This window comes from Acetivibrio clariflavus DSM 19732, from assembly GCF_000237085.1.
Classification (GTDB): Bacteria; Bacillota; Clostridia; order Acetivibrionales; family Acetivibrionaceae; genus Acetivibrio; species Acetivibrio clariflavus.
The window spans coordinates 2,642,491-2,662,766 of record NC_016627.1 but is presented as its reverse complement, the minus strand read 5'-3'; the positions used below and the strand labels follow the sequence as shown (position 1 = coordinate 2,662,766).

Below are 20,276 nucleotides of genomic sequence, written 5' to 3'. Positions count from 1 at the left end.
ATTATTTCAGTAAAATATTTCCATGACATGGTTTTGTATAGTGATGCCCACACAAAAATAATGAATTTTATTTTTCTTCTTAAGAATTTTTTCTTTGCTACGAAGCCAAACCAAAGTATAAAAAGCTGTTTTGCTGGATAAAAAGATGAAATTCTCAAAAGCCGTTCTTCTTTTTATTATTGGCTTTAGCCTGATTCACACGCAAAGCGTGTGAATCAAAAAACCACCCGCTATGCGGGTGCGAGACAGGAGTTATACAAAAAAATCACCTTTCCGTTATAATAGAGTTGTTCAAGCTACTATAATAACAAAAGGAAAGGTGATTTTAATGGCAAACAAAGAACACAGTTTAGCACGAACTAAATGGATGTGTAAATATCATATAGTATTTACACCTAAGTATAGACGAAAAATAATTTATAATCAATACAAACAAAGTATAAGGGAAATAATAAAACAACTATGCAAATATAAAGGAGTCGAGATAATAGAAGGACATTTGATGCCAGACCATATACATATGTTAGTAAGCATACCACCCAAAATGAGTGTATCAAGCTTTATGGGATACTTGAAAGGGAAAAGTGCACTTATGATATTTGATAGACATGCAAACTTAAAATATAAGTTTGGGAACAGACACTTTTGGGCGGAAGGATACTATGTAAGTACAGTAGGACTAAATGAAGCAACAATTAAGAAATACATACAAGAGCAATATAAACATGACATAATGATAGATAAGTTAAGTGTGAAAGAGTATGAAGACCCCTTTAAGGGGTAGTTGGTAATAAGTTCGTCCCTTTAGGGACTGCAAAAGTGACAAAGGCAAAGTGGCTTGAACGAAGTGAAAGCCAGCGTCTTTAGGCGCTGGCCGGTAACACGCCCTTATAGGGCTGAGCAAACCACCCGTTTTACGGGTGGTCATGATTTTTGTGTCGGTCAATAGTAGTAAAGAAATTGTGTCCAAGCGGAGCAGTAAAATAATTAAATTAGGCTCGTGAAGCCATTTTCACGTAATTTGTCACATAAAAAATAGACAGGTTTACAACTCCCTTGCAGGGTCGAAAGGCTTAATGCTCATAAAGTGCGGTTGCCGATAGGTTTTGTGGAGACAGGAAAAAAGGAGAGGATATTTATATACGAGAAAAGAAAAACAGCTTTCATTGGAATTGACATGCATAAAGATATTCATGTTGCGGTTGTAATAGATTGCTGGACTAATATTTTAGGTGAAATTACTTTTGAAAATAGACCTTCAAAATTTGATAAATTCATGCAGGATGTCAAAAAGATTTATAAAGATTTAACCCCATGTTTCGGGCTTGAAGATACAAGAGGATTCGGAAGGAATTTTGCTTCTTACCTTTTGGGTCATAAATTTACTGTTAAACATGTAAATCCTGCTTATACCGATTCCATGCGGTCGAGTGCTCCAATGAGTAAGAAAAATGATTCGTTTGATGCGTTTTGTGTTGCCAAGGTTTTACGTGATATGGTGGACACTTTGCCGGATGAAGAACACAACGACTTACATTGGACTATTCGCCAACTTGTGAAACGCAGGAACAGCCTTGTTAAAGGAATTGTTATTGCCAAGAATCAGTTGAATTCCAATTTGACAAATGTCTATCCAAGTTACAAGAAATATTTTTGTGATGTGGACAATAAAACAGCTTTGTTATTTTGGGAGAAGTACCCACACCCACAGTATTTAAAGGGTGTAAAGCCGGAAACGCTTTTAGAGGAATTAAGGACAATACATAAAGGAATGAAGCAGGAACAGGCAGAAATGATATTGTCATTATCGGAGCAGAATAGCCCTAAAGAAAAGGAATTCCAGACCGAAAGAGACTTGATTATTAAAAGCCTTGTAAGGGAAATACGGTTTAAAAAGCAGGAAAATGAGGACATTGATAATGAATTGAAACGGCTTGTTGATTTGACAGGGTATAAACTGCAAACAATGCCCGGAATTAACTTGATTACTGCAGCAAATATTATTTCCGAGATTGGCAATATTGAAAGGTTTCCGAATTCTGATAAATTAGCCCAGTTTTGCGGTGTATGTCCAGTTAATTTCAGTTCGGCAGGAAAAGGCAAAGACCAAAGGAGCAGGCAAGGAAACAGGGTTTTAAATGCTATATTTCACTTTTTGGCTATTCAGTTGGTGCAAATATCACCAAGCGGAAAGCCAAGGCATCCAGTATTTAGAGAATATTTTGAAAGGAAGGTCAAGGAAGGCAAAACTAAGCCACAAGCCCTCGTTTGCGTATCTCGCAGGGCGGTTAGAATAATTTATGGCATGATGAAGTCAAAGACGGAATACAAGCCGTTTGAGAAGGCTCAAGAAGTAACGGAAATACAGGAATAAAGAGTATTTCAATTGTAAAAATGATATGGTAAAATATTAAAAAAAGCCTTTATTGATAGGGTTTATATACTGTTTGTTTTTTTGAGGGAGTTAAAAGCAAGCAGGAGTAATATATAGTTACTGACTTCAATAATGCGGGAGTTGGTAATGCTGGAGGAAATATTTCTAAAGGATATATTTCTGGTGATGCTGATATATTAAAACAAAAACTTAAGTTAGCAAAGAATGGAGATCTTTCTGCTGCTGCTGAACTTCGCGTAGCCAAGCAGCTTAGAAGTGAAGGTTACGATGTTCATTTCATAGATGATATGGCAGGTGGTAGAACAAATGATTTTACTGTTAATGGGAGCTTACAGGTGGATGTAAAACGTATATCCGGGCTAGGCAGAAATGCAGCTGGAGACCTTGCTAAAGGTGTTAGACAAGTTGGCCCAGGCGGTCAAGTAATTGTTGTACGCCCGGCTAATTCAAACTTTACACTGCAAGAGTATCAGAATTTTGTGAATAACTTCAAGCCGCAACAACCTGGCGTTACTTTTAGAGTTGTTGATGAAGCAGCACTACCAAAATAAACTTGGAGGTTTAGGCAATGGGTAAAAAAAGTGATATTATTTCTATTGAGAATGTAACATATGAGGAAGTAAAATCTTTTCTTTTGATGGAATATGGTTTGAAAATTCAAGAAAATCAAACATGTCAAGTACTAGGAATGCATATTGATTTACAAGATTTAGGGTATGCATATGATTATGCAAGAGATTTTTTAGAGAAAGAAGCACTAGAGGAAGAACACCCTTTTTACAAAGAAGTTGATATGAGGAATTTTAATATTGTTGTTGACATTTGTACACAACCTTGGCGGCCGTGCAATGATTTTATGCCAATTATTGCAGACCAAATGGGAAGGCACATTTCGTTTAAGTTTAAGACTAAGGTAGTAATTGCATTTGAAAATGGGGAAATACCTTTTTGTATGTACGATAAAGGTATAAAAATTAAGGATTTGAAAGAATACTATAAAGATTATTTAAAGGGTAAAGCTTGGCAGCCTACGGAGATTGTGGGCATGTAGCAAAAGCGGCAACTTTACCCCTATAAAAATTGGTGGTTAGTAGAACAAAAACCTACTTTTGAATACTCAAAATAACAGTTTAGAACCATTTGAAAGGCGTTATTTAGTTAAGATACTACATAAGTAAGCGCTGGAACACATACCGTAGTGTAGAAACCTCCTTTGTTTGATATGATTTAAGCAAAAATATCAGACGGGAGGTTTTTAAATACCTAAAAAGGATTTAGAGCTGTAACCGTCAAATAGATCATCACATAGTAAAATGGTTGCATAGTTGATACAATCACTGTAAAAAAGAATAAACGGAGTGATTGTATGGACATGGAAAAAGTAACAACTGAACAACAATTATCTAGGTGGGCACAATTAATACAAACCCGGCTTGAAAGTGGGCAAAGTATCAAAGAGTTTTGCCGAACGAATGGAGTAAGCAAAGCCACATACTACTATTGGCAAAAGAAAGTCAGTGAAGCAAAGTGTACAGTAGTTGAAGAAGTAAAAGAACCCAAAATCGAAGTACCAAGTGGATGGATGCAACTTGCATCGAAACCGGTGTCCCCTGCAAAAGCTACACTGGAAATTAAAATTAATGGCTGTAATGTCATTGTAAACACGGAAACAGACTTAGAATTGTTAAAAAAAGTTTGCCAGGTGTTGATGGCGTTATGATAAGATGGAATGAAAAACCAGTGTATCTTTGCTGTAGATATACGGATATGAGGAAATCCATCAACGGATTAATAACACTGGTACAAGAAAGCTTTTCACTTGATCCGTTTATGAATGCACTGTTTGTGTTCTGTAACAGAAATAGAAACAGGATAAAAATCCTTGAATGGGATGGAGATGGGTTTTGGCTATACTTTAAGCGATTGGAACGAGGTCGATTTTGTCAGTGGTAAAATTAAATTACCCGGTTTCGGGAAAGAAAATTCCCCACCTATTCACAAACTTCTGCTTGTAGATTAACATAATGTTAATTATATAAGTGGGAGTCGATAATAATGTTGGGGGTAGCGATGCATACAACAATACAAACTTTATCAAAAAAAGGATATAACAAGACACAAATTGCAAAAATACTTGAAATTGACAGAAAGACCGTAAGACGGGTTCTTAATGAACTTAATGAGAAAGGAATTGTTGAAAGAAAAGAAACTTGCTCAATACTTGATCCATATAAGGAATATATTCAGATACAAGTAACTAAAGACTTAAAAGCAATAAGAATATATCAGGATTTAGTGCGAGAATTTGGATTTCAGGGTAGTTATGACACTGTAAAAAAATATGTTGCTAAAATAAAAAAATCTCCACCTAAAGCATATATGGTACTACACAGTCTTCCCGGTGAAGAGGCACAAGTGGACTTTGGATATATTGGCACTATTAAACTTCCGGACGGCAAGTACAAAAAAGCTTGGGTTTTTGTAATGGAACTCAGCTATTCCAGATATATGTATGTTCAAATTGTATTTGATCAGAGTATTTCAACATTCATAGATTGTCATAAAAAAGCTTTTAGATATTTTGGAGGAGTACCACAGAATATAAAAATCGATAATCTTAAAGCAGCTGTATTGGAAGCCGACTTTTATGAACCTGTTGTCCAAAGGAATTATGCAGCATTTGCTTCTCATTATGGATTTTCTCCGGAACCATGTAGGGTAGCAACACCTACTGATAAGGGAAAGGTAGAATCAAATATAAAATATGTGAAGGATAACTGCTTTAAAGCACGAGAATTTAAAGATATTGATGAAGCCAAAGCGTTTTTAATGGAGTGGCTTGAGACTATAGCTAATGTTAGAATACACGGTACAACAAAAAAAGTTCCATCAGAAGAATTCAATTCGTATGAAAAAGAAAAACTTCTCCCTCTTCCTACGGAAGAATACAACATATCTGAAATAACTTCGGCAACTGTAATGCCAAACTGTCACATCTCATATGGGGGTAATTACTATTCTGTACCGTATGCATACATTGGTGAGGAGGTTGATATTGTTATCATAGATAATCTGCTTAAAGCAATATATAAGGATAAAGAAATAGCCCTTCATCCCGTAGAAAAGAATGAAAAGGGCAAATTCTTCACAGATAAAAATCATTATCCTGATTATAAAAATATCACGGCTAATGAGATAAAGTCAAGATATCGAGAGAAAATGAGTGAAATTGGAAAACATGCAGCTATATTTTTTGAGAAATTCTTAGAGCAGGTAGGCACAAAATATAACTATCGAGCTATTGCAGGAATAATTTCCTTAAGGAAAAAGTATGACAATGCAACTATTGATAATGCCTGCCATAGGGCATATATGTACAATGCACTGAAATATAAAACGGTAAAACGAATTTGTGAACAGGGAATTGATTCGCTGCCTATAGAAACAAACCAAACATATATTAACTCAGAAGAAACCTTTTTATCAAGGCCATTATCAGAGTATTCAAAACTTCTAAATTGAGATGAGGTAAAAAAAGATGAATGATTTAATGTTTTCAAGATTAAGGCAGTTAAAGCTATCGGGGTTCATAAAAACAGTGGAGGCAAGAAATGAGCAAGCTATCAAAGAGCAGATGTCTTACATGGAGTTCTTAGAACTGCTTTTAAGTGATGAATTTTCAAACCGCAAAGATAATGGTAATAAAAAGAGGATGCAGAAGGCAAAATTTCCTCAAATAAAGACACTAGAGGAATATCAGTTTAATCAGCAGCCCTCTATTAATAAAAGATTTATATACAATTTGGCAACCTGTGAATTTGTCCGCAAGAAAGAAAACGTAGCCTTCATAGGACCGCCAGGTACAGGAAAAACTCATTTAGGTATAGCACTTGGAGTAAAAGCTATATCTCAAGGATACAATGTATTATTTACAACAATAAACCATATGCTTGAAGACTTATATTTATCGAGAGCCGACAATTCTTTTAGTCAAAGGCTGAAGTACTACACAAATCCAGATTTACTTATACTAGATGAACTAGGACTAAAAAAGCTTAATCAGAATAGCGTAGATGACTTTTATGAAATTGTATCGAGAAGATATGAGAAAGGCTCTATAATAATAACTTCAAACAAAGTTTTTGATGAGTGGGGTAGAATATTCTACGACCCAGTTTTAGCAACAGCAATATTAGATAGGTTTATTCATCATTGTCACTTTGTAGTTATAAAAGGTGAAAGCTATCGAATGAAGCAAAGCAAGGAAAGCCTTAAAGCTATATCCACAAAAGTGCAAGAGAATGAATAAAATTAGCAAGTTACTGTTCTTTGACAAAAACATATTTATTTTATCCAAGCAATTAGGTATGTAGTATACTAAAAGCGTGAAAAAAGTTTTTTAAGTGCGGTTTATAATGAGATGGGTCCCATATGATAGCCTGTTAAGGCAGGCCAGTTTATCATACCCCTCAGCCCTACTTAAAAGAAATACCTACGGGGTATGGTGGGCTGGCCTCACTGGCATGTAATCATATGGGGGAGGCTCGTTGTAAACTGGATTCTTGAAAAAGTTTTTTCTCTGTTACATAGAGTTTTTTTTATCTTTTTTAAAGTGGGGAAAATTCTTTCCCCTTTTTGGGGAATTTTTATTGACAATAACAGTCGATTTCGCTGGCCAACAGAAGAAGATTCAACCACAATGCTTCTTGATGTAAAAGAATTAGCTTGCCTTATCGACAGTGCAAGATTGGAAAAAAAGCTTAGCCGAAAGGAGGTTTTAGAGCGTCAAATTTCATAAAGAAATTCCTTAAAAAGCATCAAAAAGCTGGATTTAATGTAATTTTTATAGTAAAATTATCCTATGAATAGACAAGAAATTTCAGTAGAAAAATTACTTAATATAATTGAAGAAAAAGAACGAAGGATAGCTGAATTGGAACAACAAGTCCAATGGTTTATGGAACAAATACGCCTTTCAAAGCGTAAACAATTCGGTGTATCCAGTGAACAAACAAAGATTGAACAAATCAATCTTTTTAACGAAGAGGAAGAGACTCACAATTTAGCTATTTCCGAGCCACAAAAGATAGAAGTAAAAGCTTATTACCGTAAGAGAACTCGTCTGACAACAGATAAGCTTCCGGAAGACTTACCAGTGGAGGTAATTGAACACAAGTTACCCGAAAAGGAATGTATTTGTCCGGAGTGCGGTAGTGGGTTACATACAATGGGAAAAGAAACCCGTGATGAGTTGAAGATTATACCTGCTAAAGCGGTAATAGTGCGTCATATTAGACATGTATATTCATGCAGGAATTGTGAGAAAACATCCGACCATACACCGATTGTAAAGGCAGATACACCTGAACCGGTCATAAAAGGAAGCTTTGCATCACCCGAGACAATTGCCCATATAGCGACGCAAAAATTCATGATGGGTTCTCCCTTATATCGTCAGGAGCAGGAATGGAAACAAAATGGCATTGAGATATCAAGGCAGACAATGTCAAATTGGTTGATAAAAGCCTGTGAGAATTGGCTGGAACCGATATATGAGGAGATGAAGAAACGGCTGTGTGAGCATGAGGTACTGCATGCAGATGAAACAGTGGTACAGGTGCTAAAAGAACCAGGGAAGGCGGCACAGTCGAAGAGTTATATGTGGCTGTACCGAACGAGCGGGGAGGCAAGACATCAGATAATACTTTATGACTACCAGCCGGACAGGAAGCATATACATCCGGAGGAATTTCTAAAAGAATTTAGTGGATACTTACATGCAGACGGATATAGCGTGTATTACAAATTGCCCGAAAAAATAACTGTAGTAGGTTGTTGGGCCCATGTACGGCGAAAGTTTTTTGACGCAATGGAAGCCCTGCCCAAAGAGAAGCAAGCAATGTCTAATGCTGCAAAGGGAGTAGCATATTGCGATAAACTGTTTCATTTGGAGAAACAGTTTGCATTGCTATGCCCGGAAAACCGGTTAAAAGAACGAGAAAAGCAATCAAAGCCTATCATAGATGAATTTTATGATTGGATAAGAAAATTAAATGTACTTCCCAAAACCCATCTGGGTAAAGCAGTACAATATGCTCAGTACCAGCGAAAATATCTTGAGAGGTATATGCTGAATGGACGATTGGAGATATCAAATAACCGTGCAGAGCGAAGTATAAAGCCTTTCGTAATCGGACGCAAGAACTGGCTTTTCAGTAATACGCCAAGTGGTGCGAGAGCGAGCGCGGTGTACTACAGCCTAGTTGAAACAGCAAAAGAGAATGGATTGAATCCTTTTGAATATTTGTCGTGGATATTTACTCAAGCTCCCAATCTTGGAAAGCCTGGTTATGTGAGCTCGTTTGCAGATTTTCTGCCCGGCAGCGTGAAAATACCTGCTAAGGTGTTTATACCGCAATCCAAAAGAACAGAGCTTGAGAAATATGCGTGGGAGGAAGACGAATGAGAGTTGGAAAACATACGATATTTATGATTAAATTTATCACGGATTTTATTAATGGCGAAATAGAACGTTATTTTTTTGATTTGGATTATTCTGCATATGTAATAGAGCATTTTCCCCATATGGAGTATGAGAACAGTGAATTAGCGGACAAATTTGCTCATACTGTAGATCGAGCATATGAACTCGGAACTTCTCCTGGTTTGTCAGATGAAGAGTTCAGGATGGAAATTGCTAATGCTTTCAATGAATGGTTAGGCGAAAAGAGACCCAACTTAATTTAGATGCACATAGGTTGTAAAAATTAAAGATTAAGTTTTTGGTTGAAAAAGGAGGATGTAAAAAAATTTGTGTATAGATGATTGAATGTTCTCCTTCTTGGCAAGGATTAATAATAATAAAAGCTAAGGAGGAGAACTTTATGTCAACGTTAACAAAAGAACAAATCAAACAATTAGTTCGGGGAAATAATTTCCAAAGTGTATCTGATATTAATGAATATCTTAAAGACATTTTTAAAGATATAATACAAGAACTTTTAGAAGCAGAACTTGAAGCAAAATTAGGATATGCTAAAGATGATGTAGAAAATAAAAAAACTGATAATAGTCGTAACGGTTATACGCCTAAAAAAATAAAAAGTGAGTTTGGAGAAATTGATATACAAGTACCAAGAGATCGTAAAGGCGAATTTCAACCTAAAATTATTCCTAAATATCAACGTAATGTTTCTGGAATTGAAGAAAAAGTTATAGCTTTATATGCAAGAGGAATGTCTACAAGGGATATCAGTCAACAAATTGAAGAACTTTATGGTTTTAGCCTATCAGCAGAGATGGTTAGTAAGATTACTGATAGAATTGCTCCAGAGATTAAGGAATGGCAACAAAGACCTCTTGAACCTATATACTCTTTTGTTTTTATGGATGCAATACACTATAAAGTTAAGGACGACGGAAGAATAATAAACAGGGCAGCTTATGTTGTTCTAGGTGTTACTATTGATGGATATAAGGATATTTTAGGGATCTGGATTGGTGACAATGAATCCTCAAAGTTTTGGCTTGGTGTACTGAATGACCTTAAAAATAGAGGAGTACAGGATGTTTTAATTTTTTGTGTTGATGGACTTACCGGACTTAAGGAAGCCATAAATGCTGCATATCCAAAATCTGAAGTGCAGCGTTGCATAATACATCAGCTGAGAAATTCTTTTAAGTATGTGCCATACAAAGACCTAAAAGCATTTAGTAATGATTTCAAAGAAGTATATCATGCTATTAATGAAGAAATAGCATTAGAAAAACTTTATGAACTTAAAGAAAAGTGGGGAAAGGAATATCCTTTTGCAATACGTAGTTGGGAAAATAACTGGGATGTTATAAGTCCATTTTTCAAATTTCCAGAAGAAATACGAAAAATAATTTATACTACAAATATAATTGAAGGACTACATCGTCAGTTTCGTAAGGTCACAAAAACAAAAACAATATTTCCAACAGACAGTTCACTAGAAAAGATTTTATATTTAGCATCAATGAATGTAGTAAAAAAATGGACACAACGTTACAAAAACTGGGATAGAGTACTTAGCCAATTGGTAATCCAATATCCAGGTAGGCTGGAAGAGTATATTTAAGAGCATTCACCCCCACCGCCCTCAAGGGCTCATCCTCATCGCCGGATGGGCTAGACCTCACAAAATTAAAAATATAGGTTTAAAAGGCTAATACTGACCATTATAAATGATTATTGCCAGATTTAATCAAGTTTATGTATAAAACTTAACAAATCCGGCAATAATATATAATGAAAAGGCAATAAAAAACAATATTCTGTAAACCTTGTCAACTAAAATTTACTTGCTAAAGAAGGATTACATAAATTATGATACACAAAATTACTTACATTCCCTCTTTTTCAGTTAAGATATCAATTGTTGGAGACATGCCCAGGACCTTTTGGAGAATATGGTCCTGACACCGAGCTTTTGTGCCTCCTTTTTTATTTTGCTGCACAGGCAATGATTAATATAATCGGTAAATACAATCACCACATCGGAATTCTTTGGAATTTCCATGCCTTTGTGGTTGTTTTTTCGTCCGCTTACATGCTTGATTACACAGTAGCCTCTTTCACAAAGGCTGCAATTAATTCTTTCAATATTGTCACCGCCGAAAATAGTTACATTCATTATATCACATCCTGTTATGGCTATATTGCCGTGTAATTTGCCGAGAAGCTGCTAAGTTCATCTGAAAAGAAGTTTATTGTGTGACTGAATAATTGCTTAACCCACTCCTCTTTGCTGAAAAGATGATCAGCACCTTTTATAGCGATAAGCTTAGCCTTTTGGTTGTAGTATTCAAGATATTTTTCCGAAGCACTGAAATTTACCACTTCATCAGCATCACCATGAAGCAGAAGCACATTACCGTCATACTTAGAAGCAGTATCGTAGATGTCAATTTTCTTTAAGTCTTCCACAAAAGCCTTTCCAATAGGCAGGCCTTCAAATTCGTGATAGCCTCTTTCAAGAAATTGAGGATATCCTTCTGCAATAAAATCGTTAACCACAATTTCAGGCATGTTGCCTGCCGGTGCCCAAAGGCACAATGCTTTGATATCCTTACTGTTTATTCCGGCCAGCATACTGGCAACGGCACCGCCCATGCTAAATCCTATTACACCTATATTTTCTTTATCCACAAACTTTAAACTTTTTGCATAATCCAGTATGTTTTTTGCATCTTCCAACTCTCCCGACAAGGTCATATTGATAAATTCCCCGTCACTTTCACCGCTTCCGGCAAAGTCAAATCGAATACTGGCAAATCCGTGTTCTGCCAGAAGCCTTGAAAACTTGACAAACATGAAATGGGGACCCATTTTATTACCGCCGAAGCCATGATAAATTATTATAAGAGGAAATTTTCCGTTCACTCTGTCAGGTGTATGTAGTGTACCGCGTAAAGTTAAGTTACGGCTTTTTATTTCAATGGATTTTTGCATATATAAAACTCCTTTCGCTGATTAGTCTATACCAAAGTAATTTTATCGGAATACTATGATATAATATTAATACAATAAATGTAATTTGTCAACACTAAAACCTTATTAAACATATAGGAAATATATAAAACAAATTTTTATTTATGTTATATATATCGTGGCATATTATGATATAATAGGTGTGAAAATTATATCTCAATAAATGCGGAAAAGACCCAATTTACTATGCCTGGCAAGTTTTTGTATGAATTTTCTTAAGTGAGATAGTCTATTCCTGGAGATAGCGTTATTGTAGCATTTCACAGAATAAAAATGCCGGTAACAAGGCGTTCAATAGCTTTATTTCATAATGATTTTAGAAAAGTAAAGGGGAAGCTGACATGCAAAATACTTTTATATTTGTGGGATTAGTACTTGCTTTTTGGGTTTTTTATAAGCTTTACCAGATAATAAATCCGTTTGGGAGAAAAATAATGGATGAATCTATAAGTACTATCATAAGGCGGGGAGATTTAAAGCAAAGCATAACAGGAACGGTAGTTTTCTTTATACTTGTTTCTATGTTACTATTCATTTACATATGGACAAAAGTATTTTTCAGGGTTTATTTAATAAATAGAAAGGATTTTGGTGAATATATTTATTATTTTTATCCGCAACAGGTGATTTTTGGACTTCCTGCTCTTTTCATGGGTATTATGACATCAGTGATTTGTGTTGATTTTTTAATAAGAATTTTTTTTAAGAAGTATTACTTTGAAATATGTGATTATCTGAAAATTTACGGAGGTTTATCTACACAACGGACCAGAACTCTGGATGTAACTTTTGCTGTAGCCAGTATTGGGATAATTGTTCACTTGGCGTTTTTTACTAACTGCTATGCAGTATTTAAAAATGATGTTATTGTGGCTAACAGTCTGGTAAGTTTTAAAGAAAAAACATACAATTATTCTCAGATAGAAAAAATACTTGTTTCGACTCATGATAGGACATCCAGTGGTAAAGAATACGAAAAGTACCTGGTTATACTGGTATTTGACGATGGAAAAGAAATAGCTACAAATGATTTCGGATATAGATTTTTGAAGAATGATATACAGGATTTTATTGATTTTGTATCGGATAAGTCTGAGAAAGAGCCCATTGTTAAAAGGAATGTGAAGGATTTGAAGAGTCTTAAATAAACAGAATATTACATTTACAATATAATAAATATTGTTGGTTAATGATAAATCATATTAAACATATAGGAAAATTAAAAAATATATTGACAATTATAAATTTTGGTAATAAAATAAATATAACAAATCAAATATGAATAGTTAGGAATTGGTTTGGATTTCGACTGACCAGATGAACTGGAGGCCGGATTTACATCCCTGATGAAGAGGGATTGTGAATCTGGCCTTTTTACTTGGCATCTTTCCGACGCAGTGAAAGACGAAAAATCAGAGGGTCTCGATGACTTAAAGATTATTTAAGAGTCTTTCAAAGAAAGTTATAGATGCAAAATATGAGGCGTTCAATGCCCGGAGTTTTTTATAAGGAGCGGTTGCTATGGATAAACTTACATTAAATTTCACACCGGAAATAAAGCGGAAAACTGAAAGCCATCCCTGCTATAGCGGAGGATGCCGAAATGCCAGAATGCATTTGCCGGTTGCACCGGCTTGCAATATATCCTGCAACTATTGCAACAGAAAATATGACTGCGTAAATGAGAGCCGCCCGGGGGTTACCAGTGAGGTTTTAAAGCCGGAAGAAGCGCTGGAAAAGTTCCTTAGAGTAAGAGAAAAGCTTAAAAATCTAAAAGTCATTGGTATTGCCGGACCGGGGGATGCGCTGGCTAATTTTGAAGCGACAAAAGAGACTTTCCGGCTCATAAGAGAAGCGGATCCTGAAATTACATTCTGCCTTTCCACCAATGGATTGTACCTGCCCCATTATGCCGAGGAACTTGCAGCCCTTGGTGTGACCCATGTGACTGTTACTATCAACACCATTGATCCGAAAATAGGGGCTCGTATATACAGGGAAGTAAACTATGAAGGAGTAAGATATACAGGAGAAAAAGCTTCGGAGATACTTTTAAACAATCAGCTAGAGGGGCTTAAAAAGCTTTCGGGTTTAGGAATTGTCTCTAAAGTCAATACTGTATTAATAAAAGATATAAATGACTATCATATTGAAGAACTAGTAAAGGAACTAACCCGCTACGATGTTTTTATAGGTAATATAATGCAGCTTATACCTGCACCGGGAAGTGCCTTTGAACATATGCCCCTTGCGACACAGAAGGAATTGAATGACTTGAGAAAGAAGTGCAGCAAGTATTTAAAGCAAATGTATCACTGCCAGCAGTGCCGTGCCGATGCTATCGGTACTTTGGAAAACGACCGTTCTGCAGAATTCAGGAAATCTGTTTTAAACAGCGGCAGCGAGCAGATTCAAAACATTGAAGAGGATGGCATTTTGGTTGCTATTGCCACAAGCGACAATAGGCTGGTAAATAAGCATTTTGGGCATACTTCCCAGTTTGCAATTTACAAATATCAAAAAGCAAAGGTCGAATTTATTGAAAACAGGATGGTTCAAAATTTTTGCTCAGGGCCTGAAAGCTGCGGAGATGCGGAAGATAATCTCAACGGTATTATTGAAGCGGTAAAAGATTGTCAGGTTGTTATTGCTCAGCGGATAGGACACTTTCCGCAGAAGGTTTTGGAAGAACAAGGGAAGCTGGTAATTCAGGCTTATGGTTTTATCGACGAAGAGATTTGCAAAGGGATTGCTGCCTATGTGAAGGCTTATCGAAAGGCCAGCGAAAGAGATAATGACCCGAAGGAATTTTCGCAAGGTAAATCCGAAGACTACAGCAAAGTTGCAGTTTCAACCTCCGATGGTATAAACATTAATCAACATTTCGGCAGTGCAGAAGATTTTTGGATATATCAGGTATTTAAAGACGGAAGTTACAATCTCATTGAAGTAAGAAAAACCGGGCAAATCAATAACAATTCCGATGTGCATGAAAGGGTGAGATCCAAAGCGGAACTGCTTATGGACGTTGAGACGGTGTTGGCAGAGCAAATCGGAAGATATGCTGAAGATATTTTAAATAGAAGAGGTATAAAAGCCTTTGCATTAAGCGGAAGTATTGATAAAGCTTTGAAAACCTATGGCAGAAAAAGCAGGCTGATAAGAAATCTTTCCAAGTCTTCCGTGAGACACTGCACTTCAGAACGGCAGGGCTGCTCGGGTGTTTGCATGTGATAAAGAAAAAATAGTTTAGGAGGAATTTGTTATGTGCAAGAAAGAGTCTCTGAAAATACTGTTTGAAAGGAGAAGCGTCAGGAGTTTTAAAGAAGAACAGATTAAGGACAGTGAGTTGGAGATTATACTTAAAGCGGCGCAATTTGCTCCCAGCGCAATGGGACAACAGCCATGGCATTTTACCGTAATACAGGATAAAGAAATTCTAAACAGGATAAATGTTTTGACCAGGAAAGTATATGAAAAATCAGGTATCCCAAGGCTTGAAGAAAGAGCAAAGGCAGAAAATTTCAGTCCGTTTTACAATGCACCTACATATATTATTGTTTCAGTGGATGAAAAATCCGTTGCACCTATTGCCGACGGTGCTTTAGCACTGGGAAATGCCTTGCTGGCTGCTGAAGGATTGGGTATAGGCTCATGCTGGATACATGCCGTTAATTACCTTTATACCACTGACGAGGGTAAAGAGTTGTTCAGGGAGTTGGGAATGCCGGAGGGATACATTCCAATAGGCTCCGCGGCATTCGGTTACATTGCGGGGGAAAAACCGGAACCTGCACCGAGACGGGAAGGCAATATAAATATTATAAAGTGATTAAAAAAGGGGTCGATTGCCGCTTTGAAAAATTTCGTCCAGGGGAGTTTCAGCACAAATGTTTCGGCACAAATACCGGATGAATAGTTTTTTAGGCGGCCTAAATTAGATTAATAAATTATTTTGCGGAGGTATTGTATGTCAAAGATAGCAAAAAATTTAACAGATCTGATAGGGAACACACCCTTGCTGGAACTTGTAAACTATAATCGGTTAAACAATCTGGATGCCAGGGTAATTGCCAAATTGGAATACTTTAATCCGGCATCCAGTGTAAAGGACAGGATCGGATATGCGATGATTAAAGATGCGGAAGAGAAAGGATTGATAGATAAAGAGACGGTTATTATAGAACCGACAAGTGGAAATACGGGTATTGCACTGGCATTTGTAGCTGCTGCAAAAGGGTATAAACTGATACTGACAATGCCGGATACAATGAGTATAGAAAGACGAAATTTACTGAAAGCATTAGGCGCAGAACTTGTACTTACACCCGGTACTGAGGGAATGGGAGGTGCCATCAGAAAGGCGGAAGAATTGGCAGCCCAGGTACCTAAATCCTTTATCCCTCAGCAGTTTAAAAATCCCGCCAATCCTGAGATACATAAAGTGACTACAGCTGAAGAGATTTGGAGAGATACCGATGGAGAAGTAGACATTTTTGTTGCCGGAGTGGGAACGGGAGGAACCATATCCGGTGTAGGTGAGGTGTTGAAGAAGAGGAAACCGGATGTAAATATTGTTGCTGTAGAACCTTTTGATTCCCCGGTACTTTCTGGAGGTGCCAAAGGTCCGCATAAAATTCAGGGTATTGGAGCAGGTTTCGTTCCGGATAATTTTAACCGGGAAGTTGTGGATGAAATTTTTAAGGTAAAAAATGAGGAAGCCTTTGAGACATCGAGAAAGCTTGCAACCAGCGAAGGGCTTTTAGTTGGTATTTCATCCGGTGCTGCTGCCTTTGCCGCAACCCAAATAGCAAAAAGGCCGGAAAACAAAGGAAAGACTATTGTTGTACTTCTGCCCGATACCGGAGAAAGGTACCTTTCCACACCGCTGTTTCAGGATAAATAGATAAATGGCTGCGGGATAAGGTTATAATGAAGGAGGGGGACTATGGCGGAAAATAGGCATGAATTGTATCAGAAGCTCTCGGATGCTGTGGTGGAAATGGATGAGGAAAAAACGGTGGAACTTTCAAAAAAGGCCGTTGCAGATGGCGTCGATGCTTACGAGGCTATAGACAAAGGTCTTGCCGATGGTATGGAACGGGCAGGAAAGCTTTTTGAGGAAGAAGAGTATTTCATACCGGAACTTTTAATGTGCTCCGATGCTATGTATGCAGGTATTAATGTTTTAAAACCCCATATTAAATCGGAGGAACAAGGACAAAAAAGCAAGATAGTGATAGGTGTTGTGGAAGGAGATACTCATGATATTGGGAAAAACCTGGTCAAAATCATGCTCGAATCGGCAGGGTATGAAATTATTGACTTGGGCAGGGATGTTGCGCCCCGGAGATTTGTGGATGCAGCAATAGAAAACAATGCCGATGTAATTGCATTATCAACTTTAATGACCACTACCATGGACAGAATGTCTGATGTTATCGGTATATTGAACGAGGGAAATATAAGGGATAAATTCAAAGTAATAGTAGGAGGAGGACCTATATCCCAAAGCTTTGCCGATAAGATTGGAGCCGACGGATATTCAGTTAATGCTGCCGAAGCGGTGAGACTTGTAAAAAGATTATTAAATTCCAAATTATTGTTGACAACCGGATAAATATGTATTAAAATAATATTAATCCAATAGGAAAAGTTGTAATTATGTAGCTGACTAGAAAACTAGAGGCCATAACCTAGATAAGTTATGGCCTTTTCTCTTTTTCTGAAAAGTTTATTCATATACATACTGTTGGCAGATACAATTACCGAGTAAATCGAAATAGGAAGAATTAAAATAATTCAATTTTGTGAAGAGTTTGCACGCATTTTTCACTTATAACCTTAAGTTGACTAATCAGATAGGAATACATATCAATAAATCCGATAAGGTGGAATGATCAATGAGTACTGTTGAAATAAAAAAAGACCAAATGACGGCAAAGGAAAGAATGAAAGCCTTTGCTGAAGGCAAGCCCTATGACAGGATTCCATGCAATTTGTTTATCGGGGATCATGCAGCCCGACTGATAGGAGCAAAAGTTTCGGATTTGCATCTGTCGGTTGAAAAAGCTGTGGAAGCCCAGATTGCAGCACACGAAATTTATGAAACGGAAGGGGCGGTAGTAGGACCGGGATTAGGAGGAATTGCCGAAGCCATCGGGAGTAAATTGGAATTTCCTGATAATGGAGCACCCTTTGTTTCCGACTATGTGGTAAAGGAATATGAAGACCTTGACCGGCTAAGTATTCCCAATCCCAGAACAGGAGGAAGGTTTTCCATTATTCTTGAGGCTGCTGAAAGGCTGGTTGAGGCATTGGGGCATAAAATACCTGTAGCGATCAGTGTGCCCGGCCCCTTTAGCACATCCGGAAATTTAAGGGGAACTGAAAAATTTATGAAAGACCTCTACAAAAATCCGGAGTTTGCCCACAAACTACTTAGACTTGCAACCGATACTACCATTGCTTTTGTAAGGGAAGCAGCAAAGCTGGACGTGAACATCAATATCGGAGAACCCAGTGCATCGGGAAGCCTGATAAGCAGAAAACAGTTTAAGGAGTTTGCCTTTCCTTACCTTAAGGAATTGGTGGATGAAATAAAAGCTCTTGGAAAACCGGCACCGTCACTTCATATTTGCGGCAACTCCAAAAATATATGGGATTACATGGCTGATACCGGTGCGGGTCTATTAAGCATTGACGATAAAGTGGATTTGGAAGAAGCCAAACATGCTGTGGGGGATAGAGTGGTACTTGTCGGGAATATAAGACCTACCGAAACAATGTATCTTGGGAAACCGAAAGATGTGGAGGAAAATGTGAAAGAGTGCCTTAAGAAGGCTTATGACAATCCAAAAGGCTACATTCTTGCGTTGGGATGCGGACTTCCCATTCCTACACCGCCGGAAAATATCCATGCCCTTAGGGATTCGGCAAGAAAGTACGGGCAGTATCCGCTGAATCCGGAAAACTTCAATTAATGGCGGGAGAAATTTCAGAAATATTGGTAAGGAGGCAAAAGAATGAGTAAGTTTATAGATCGACCGAGGTATGTATGCGCTCTTGGGGGAGCGATAGGAACATTAAAAAATCTTCATAGAACCATTCCGATTTTACACGCAGCGGCAGGGTGCGGAGGTAATATTTCCAATGCGTTAAATTATGCCTCAGGATATTTGGGAAGCGGATATTGCGCCGGGCAGGCCCTTTCCAGTTCAAATGTATATGAACAGGAAATTGTTTTTGGGGGAGAAGAAAGGCTTTATGAGCAGGTGGAAAACACTATAAAAATCATGGACGGAGATCTTTATTTTATCGTATCGGGATGCATGGTGGAGATGATTGGGGATGACGTCAAAAGTGTTGCCAAAAGATTTCAAGACAGGGATGTTACCCTTTTGGCAGCCGATACCGGCGGATTTCACGGAAATTTCTTTAAAGGATACGATATTGTATTAAGCACATTATTCAGGGAGTTTACAATTAAAACCGAGGTCAAAAATGAAAAGCTGATAAATCTGTGGGGTATAGTGCCGGTGCAGGATGTTTTCTGGAAGGGTAACCTTAAAAATCTCAAACAGCTTATAGAGGACCTTGGATATGAAGTAAACACCTTCTTTGGTGAGGATGAAACCCTGGATAATTTGAAAAATGCCGGCAGTGCCGTTTTGAATGTGGTGGTATCGGATACGGCAGGTATTGAGCCGGCCAGGGTTTTTGAAGAAGTACACGGAGTACCTTACATATCGGTGCCGTTCCCGATAGGTCCCCATGGCACAAGGGAATTCATAACCAAAATAGCCGAGCGGTTGGGTATTGAAAAAGCCTTTGCAGACAAGGTGATAAAAAAGCACCAGGCCAGATATTTCAGCTACATAGAAAGAATCGCGGATGTTTATAACGATCTGGATTTGCAAAGGTATGCCATAATAGTGGGAGACTCATCCTATGCCCAGGCACTGGCAAGATTCTTAAGCGATGACCTTGGCTGGATTCCCGAGCTTGTGGTTATAACGGATATTTTAACCGATGAGCAAAAGGAAATTGTCAGGGAGAGGTTTACTAATTTCGAATCCGGACTGAAACCCAAGGTGGTTTTTGATACCGACACTTCAAGCGTTAAAAGACATTTCAGAGATGTATGGCCCAACAATAACGGAAGCAGATATTATAATTCTTTCAGTCCTGCCTTTATTTTAGGAAGCAGTTTTGAAAAAGATTTGGCCGATGAACTGAAGGTACCTCATTTAAGTGTGACCTACCCTATATCCAACAGAGTTGTAATGGATAGGACCTATGCAGCTTATGACGGAGCTATCAGGCTTACAGAGGACATATTCAGTGCATTGGTAGCAAACCGATAGG

The 20,276-nt window shown here is 37.5% G+C and carries 19 protein-coding genes and 2 pseudogenes; 19 read left to right on the top strand and 2 right to left on the bottom strand.

The annotated features are described in order from the left end of the window. Nucleotides 1-328: 328 nt before the first annotated feature. From tnpA (CLOCL_RS11295) to CLOCL_RS11245, 12 genes are all read left to right on the top strand, one after another. Nucleotides 329-784 (top strand): IS200/IS605 family transposase, encoded by a 456-nt coding sequence (tnpA, locus tag CLOCL_RS11295; RefSeq protein ID WP_014253709.1) that lies wholly within the window; start codon nucleotides 329-331, stop codon nucleotides 782-784. A 309-nt stretch (nucleotides 785-1,093) separates the two neighbouring features. Next, nucleotides 1,094-2,374, top strand: coding sequence for an IS110 family RNA-guided transposase (locus CLOCL_RS11290; RefSeq protein WP_014255484.1), 1,281 nt, complete (start codon nucleotides 1,094-1,096; stop codon nucleotides 2,372-2,374). A 356-nt stretch (nucleotides 2,375-2,730) separates the two neighbouring features. Continuing rightward, nucleotides 2,731-2,946, top strand: a complete 216-nt coding sequence (locus CLOCL_RS11285) for a hypothetical protein (RefSeq protein ID WP_014255483.1) — start codon at nucleotides 2,731-2,733, stop codon at nucleotides 2,944-2,946. Nucleotides 2,947-2,963: 17 nt separating this feature from the next. Next, nucleotides 2,964-3,446 (top strand): hypothetical protein, encoded by a 483-nt coding sequence (locus CLOCL_RS11280; RefSeq protein WP_014255482.1) that lies wholly within the window; start codon nucleotides 2,964-2,966, stop codon nucleotides 3,444-3,446. A 315-nt stretch (nucleotides 3,447-3,761) separates the two neighbouring features. Next, complete coding sequence (tnpA, locus tag CLOCL_RS11275) at nucleotides 3,762-4,115, top strand: IS66 family insertion sequence element accessory protein TnpA (protein ID WP_014255481.1); 354 nt, start codon at nucleotides 3,762-3,764, stop codon at nucleotides 4,113-4,115. Next, a complete protein-coding gene (gene tnpB, locus CLOCL_RS21605; protein ID WP_014255480.1) occupies nucleotides 4,112-4,348 on the top strand; it encodes an IS66 family insertion sequence element accessory protein TnpB in 237 nt (78 codons plus the stop codon). Before tnpA (CLOCL_RS11275) ends, tnpB begins: the two co-directional genes overlap by 4 nt. Before the next feature lie 117 nt (nucleotides 4,349-4,465). Beyond that, entirely contained in the window at nucleotides 4,466-5,917 is a 1,452-nt protein-coding gene (istA, locus tag CLOCL_RS11270) for an IS21 family transposase (RefSeq protein ID WP_081467039.1), read from the top strand. A gap of 16 nt (nucleotides 5,918-5,933) precedes the next feature. Further along, complete coding sequence (istB, locus tag CLOCL_RS11265) at nucleotides 5,934-6,704, top strand: IS21-like element helper ATPase IstB (RefSeq protein ID WP_014253722.1); 771 nt, start codon at nucleotides 5,934-5,936, stop codon at nucleotides 6,702-6,704. 192 nt (nucleotides 6,705-6,896) lie between these two features. Beyond that, the gene (locus tag CLOCL_RS22540; protein WP_081467038.1) at nucleotides 6,897-7,193 is read left to right on the top strand and encodes a hypothetical protein; all 297 of its coding nucleotides are present in this window, start codon (nucleotides 6,897-6,899) and stop codon (nucleotides 7,191-7,193) included. A 63-nt stretch (nucleotides 7,194-7,256) separates the two neighbouring features. Beyond that, nucleotides 7,257-8,861 (top strand): IS66 family transposase, encoded by a 1,605-nt coding sequence (gene tnpC, locus CLOCL_RS11255; protein ID WP_014255478.1) that lies wholly within the window; start codon nucleotides 7,257-7,259, stop codon nucleotides 8,859-8,861. Beyond that, nucleotides 8,858-9,142, top strand: coding sequence for a hypothetical protein (locus CLOCL_RS11250; RefSeq protein ID WP_014254763.1), 285 nt, complete (start codon nucleotides 8,858-8,860; stop codon nucleotides 9,140-9,142). The genes tnpC and CLOCL_RS11250 overlap by 4 nt, the downstream gene beginning before the upstream one ends. Nucleotides 9,143-9,279: 137 nt before the next feature. Then, nucleotides 9,280-10,497 (top strand): IS256 family transposase, encoded by a 1,218-nt coding sequence (locus CLOCL_RS11245; protein WP_014255477.1) that lies wholly within the window; start codon nucleotides 9,280-9,282, stop codon nucleotides 10,495-10,497. Nucleotides 10,498-10,782: 285 nt separating this feature from the next. Here CLOCL_RS11245 and CLOCL_RS11240 read toward each other — a convergent pair whose 3' ends face one another. Both CLOCL_RS11240 and CLOCL_RS11235 read right to left on the bottom strand, forming a co-directional pair. Further along, nucleotides 10,783-11,052: a DUF2325 domain-containing protein gene (locus tag CLOCL_RS11240; RefSeq protein WP_014255476.1), complete on the bottom strand. Its 270-nt coding sequence runs from the start codon at nucleotides 11,050-11,052 to the stop codon at nucleotides 10,783-10,785. Between the two features lie 20 nt (nucleotides 11,053-11,072). Continuing rightward, nucleotides 11,073-11,876, bottom strand: a pseudogene (locus CLOCL_RS11235) (alpha/beta hydrolase); the annotation flags it as partial. 467 nt (nucleotides 11,877-12,343) lie between these two features. On the opposite strand from CLOCL_RS11235, the gene CLOCL_RS11230 reads away from it, so the two are divergent. The 7 genes and pseudogenes from CLOCL_RS11230 (at nucleotide 12,344) to CLOCL_RS11200 (ending at nucleotide 20,275) form a co-directional block, all read left to right on the top strand. Then, complete coding sequence (locus CLOCL_RS11230; RefSeq protein WP_144687023.1) at nucleotides 12,344-13,057, top strand: hypothetical protein; 714 nt, start codon at nucleotides 12,344-12,346, stop codon at nucleotides 13,055-13,057. 409 nt (nucleotides 13,058-13,466) lie between these two features. Further along, nucleotides 13,467-15,143: pseudogene (gene nifB, locus CLOCL_RS11225) on the top strand (nitrogenase cofactor biosynthesis protein NifB); the annotation flags it as partial. Nucleotides 15,144-15,174: 31 nt separating this feature from the next. Then, nucleotides 15,175-15,741 carry a nitroreductase family protein gene (locus CLOCL_RS11220; protein WP_014255472.1) on the top strand — a complete coding sequence of 189 codons (567 nt, stop codon included), beginning with the start codon at nucleotides 15,175-15,177 and terminating at the stop codon, nucleotides 15,739-15,741. A gap of 138 nt (nucleotides 15,742-15,879) precedes the next feature. Further along, entirely contained in the window at nucleotides 15,880-16,815 is a 936-nt protein-coding gene (gene cysK, locus CLOCL_RS11215) for a cysteine synthase A (RefSeq protein ID WP_014255471.1), read from the top strand. A 42-nt stretch (nucleotides 16,816-16,857) separates the two neighbouring features. Further along, nucleotides 16,858-17,529: a corrinoid protein gene (locus CLOCL_RS11210; RefSeq protein ID WP_014255470.1), complete on the top strand. Its 672-nt coding sequence runs from the start codon at nucleotides 16,858-16,860 to the stop codon at nucleotides 17,527-17,529. A 283-nt stretch (nucleotides 17,530-17,812) separates the two neighbouring features. Continuing rightward, on the top strand, nucleotides 17,813-18,892 hold the full coding sequence (locus CLOCL_RS11205; protein ID WP_014255469.1) for a uroporphyrinogen decarboxylase family protein: 1,080 nt from the start codon (nucleotides 17,813-17,815) through the stop codon (nucleotides 18,890-18,892). A gap of 42 nt (nucleotides 18,893-18,934) precedes the next feature. Then, nucleotides 18,935-20,275, top strand: a complete 1,341-nt coding sequence (locus tag CLOCL_RS11200) for a nitrogenase component 1 (RefSeq protein WP_014255468.1) — start codon at nucleotides 18,935-18,937, stop codon at nucleotides 20,273-20,275. The last annotated feature ends 1 nt before the right edge of the window (nucleotide 20,276 follow it).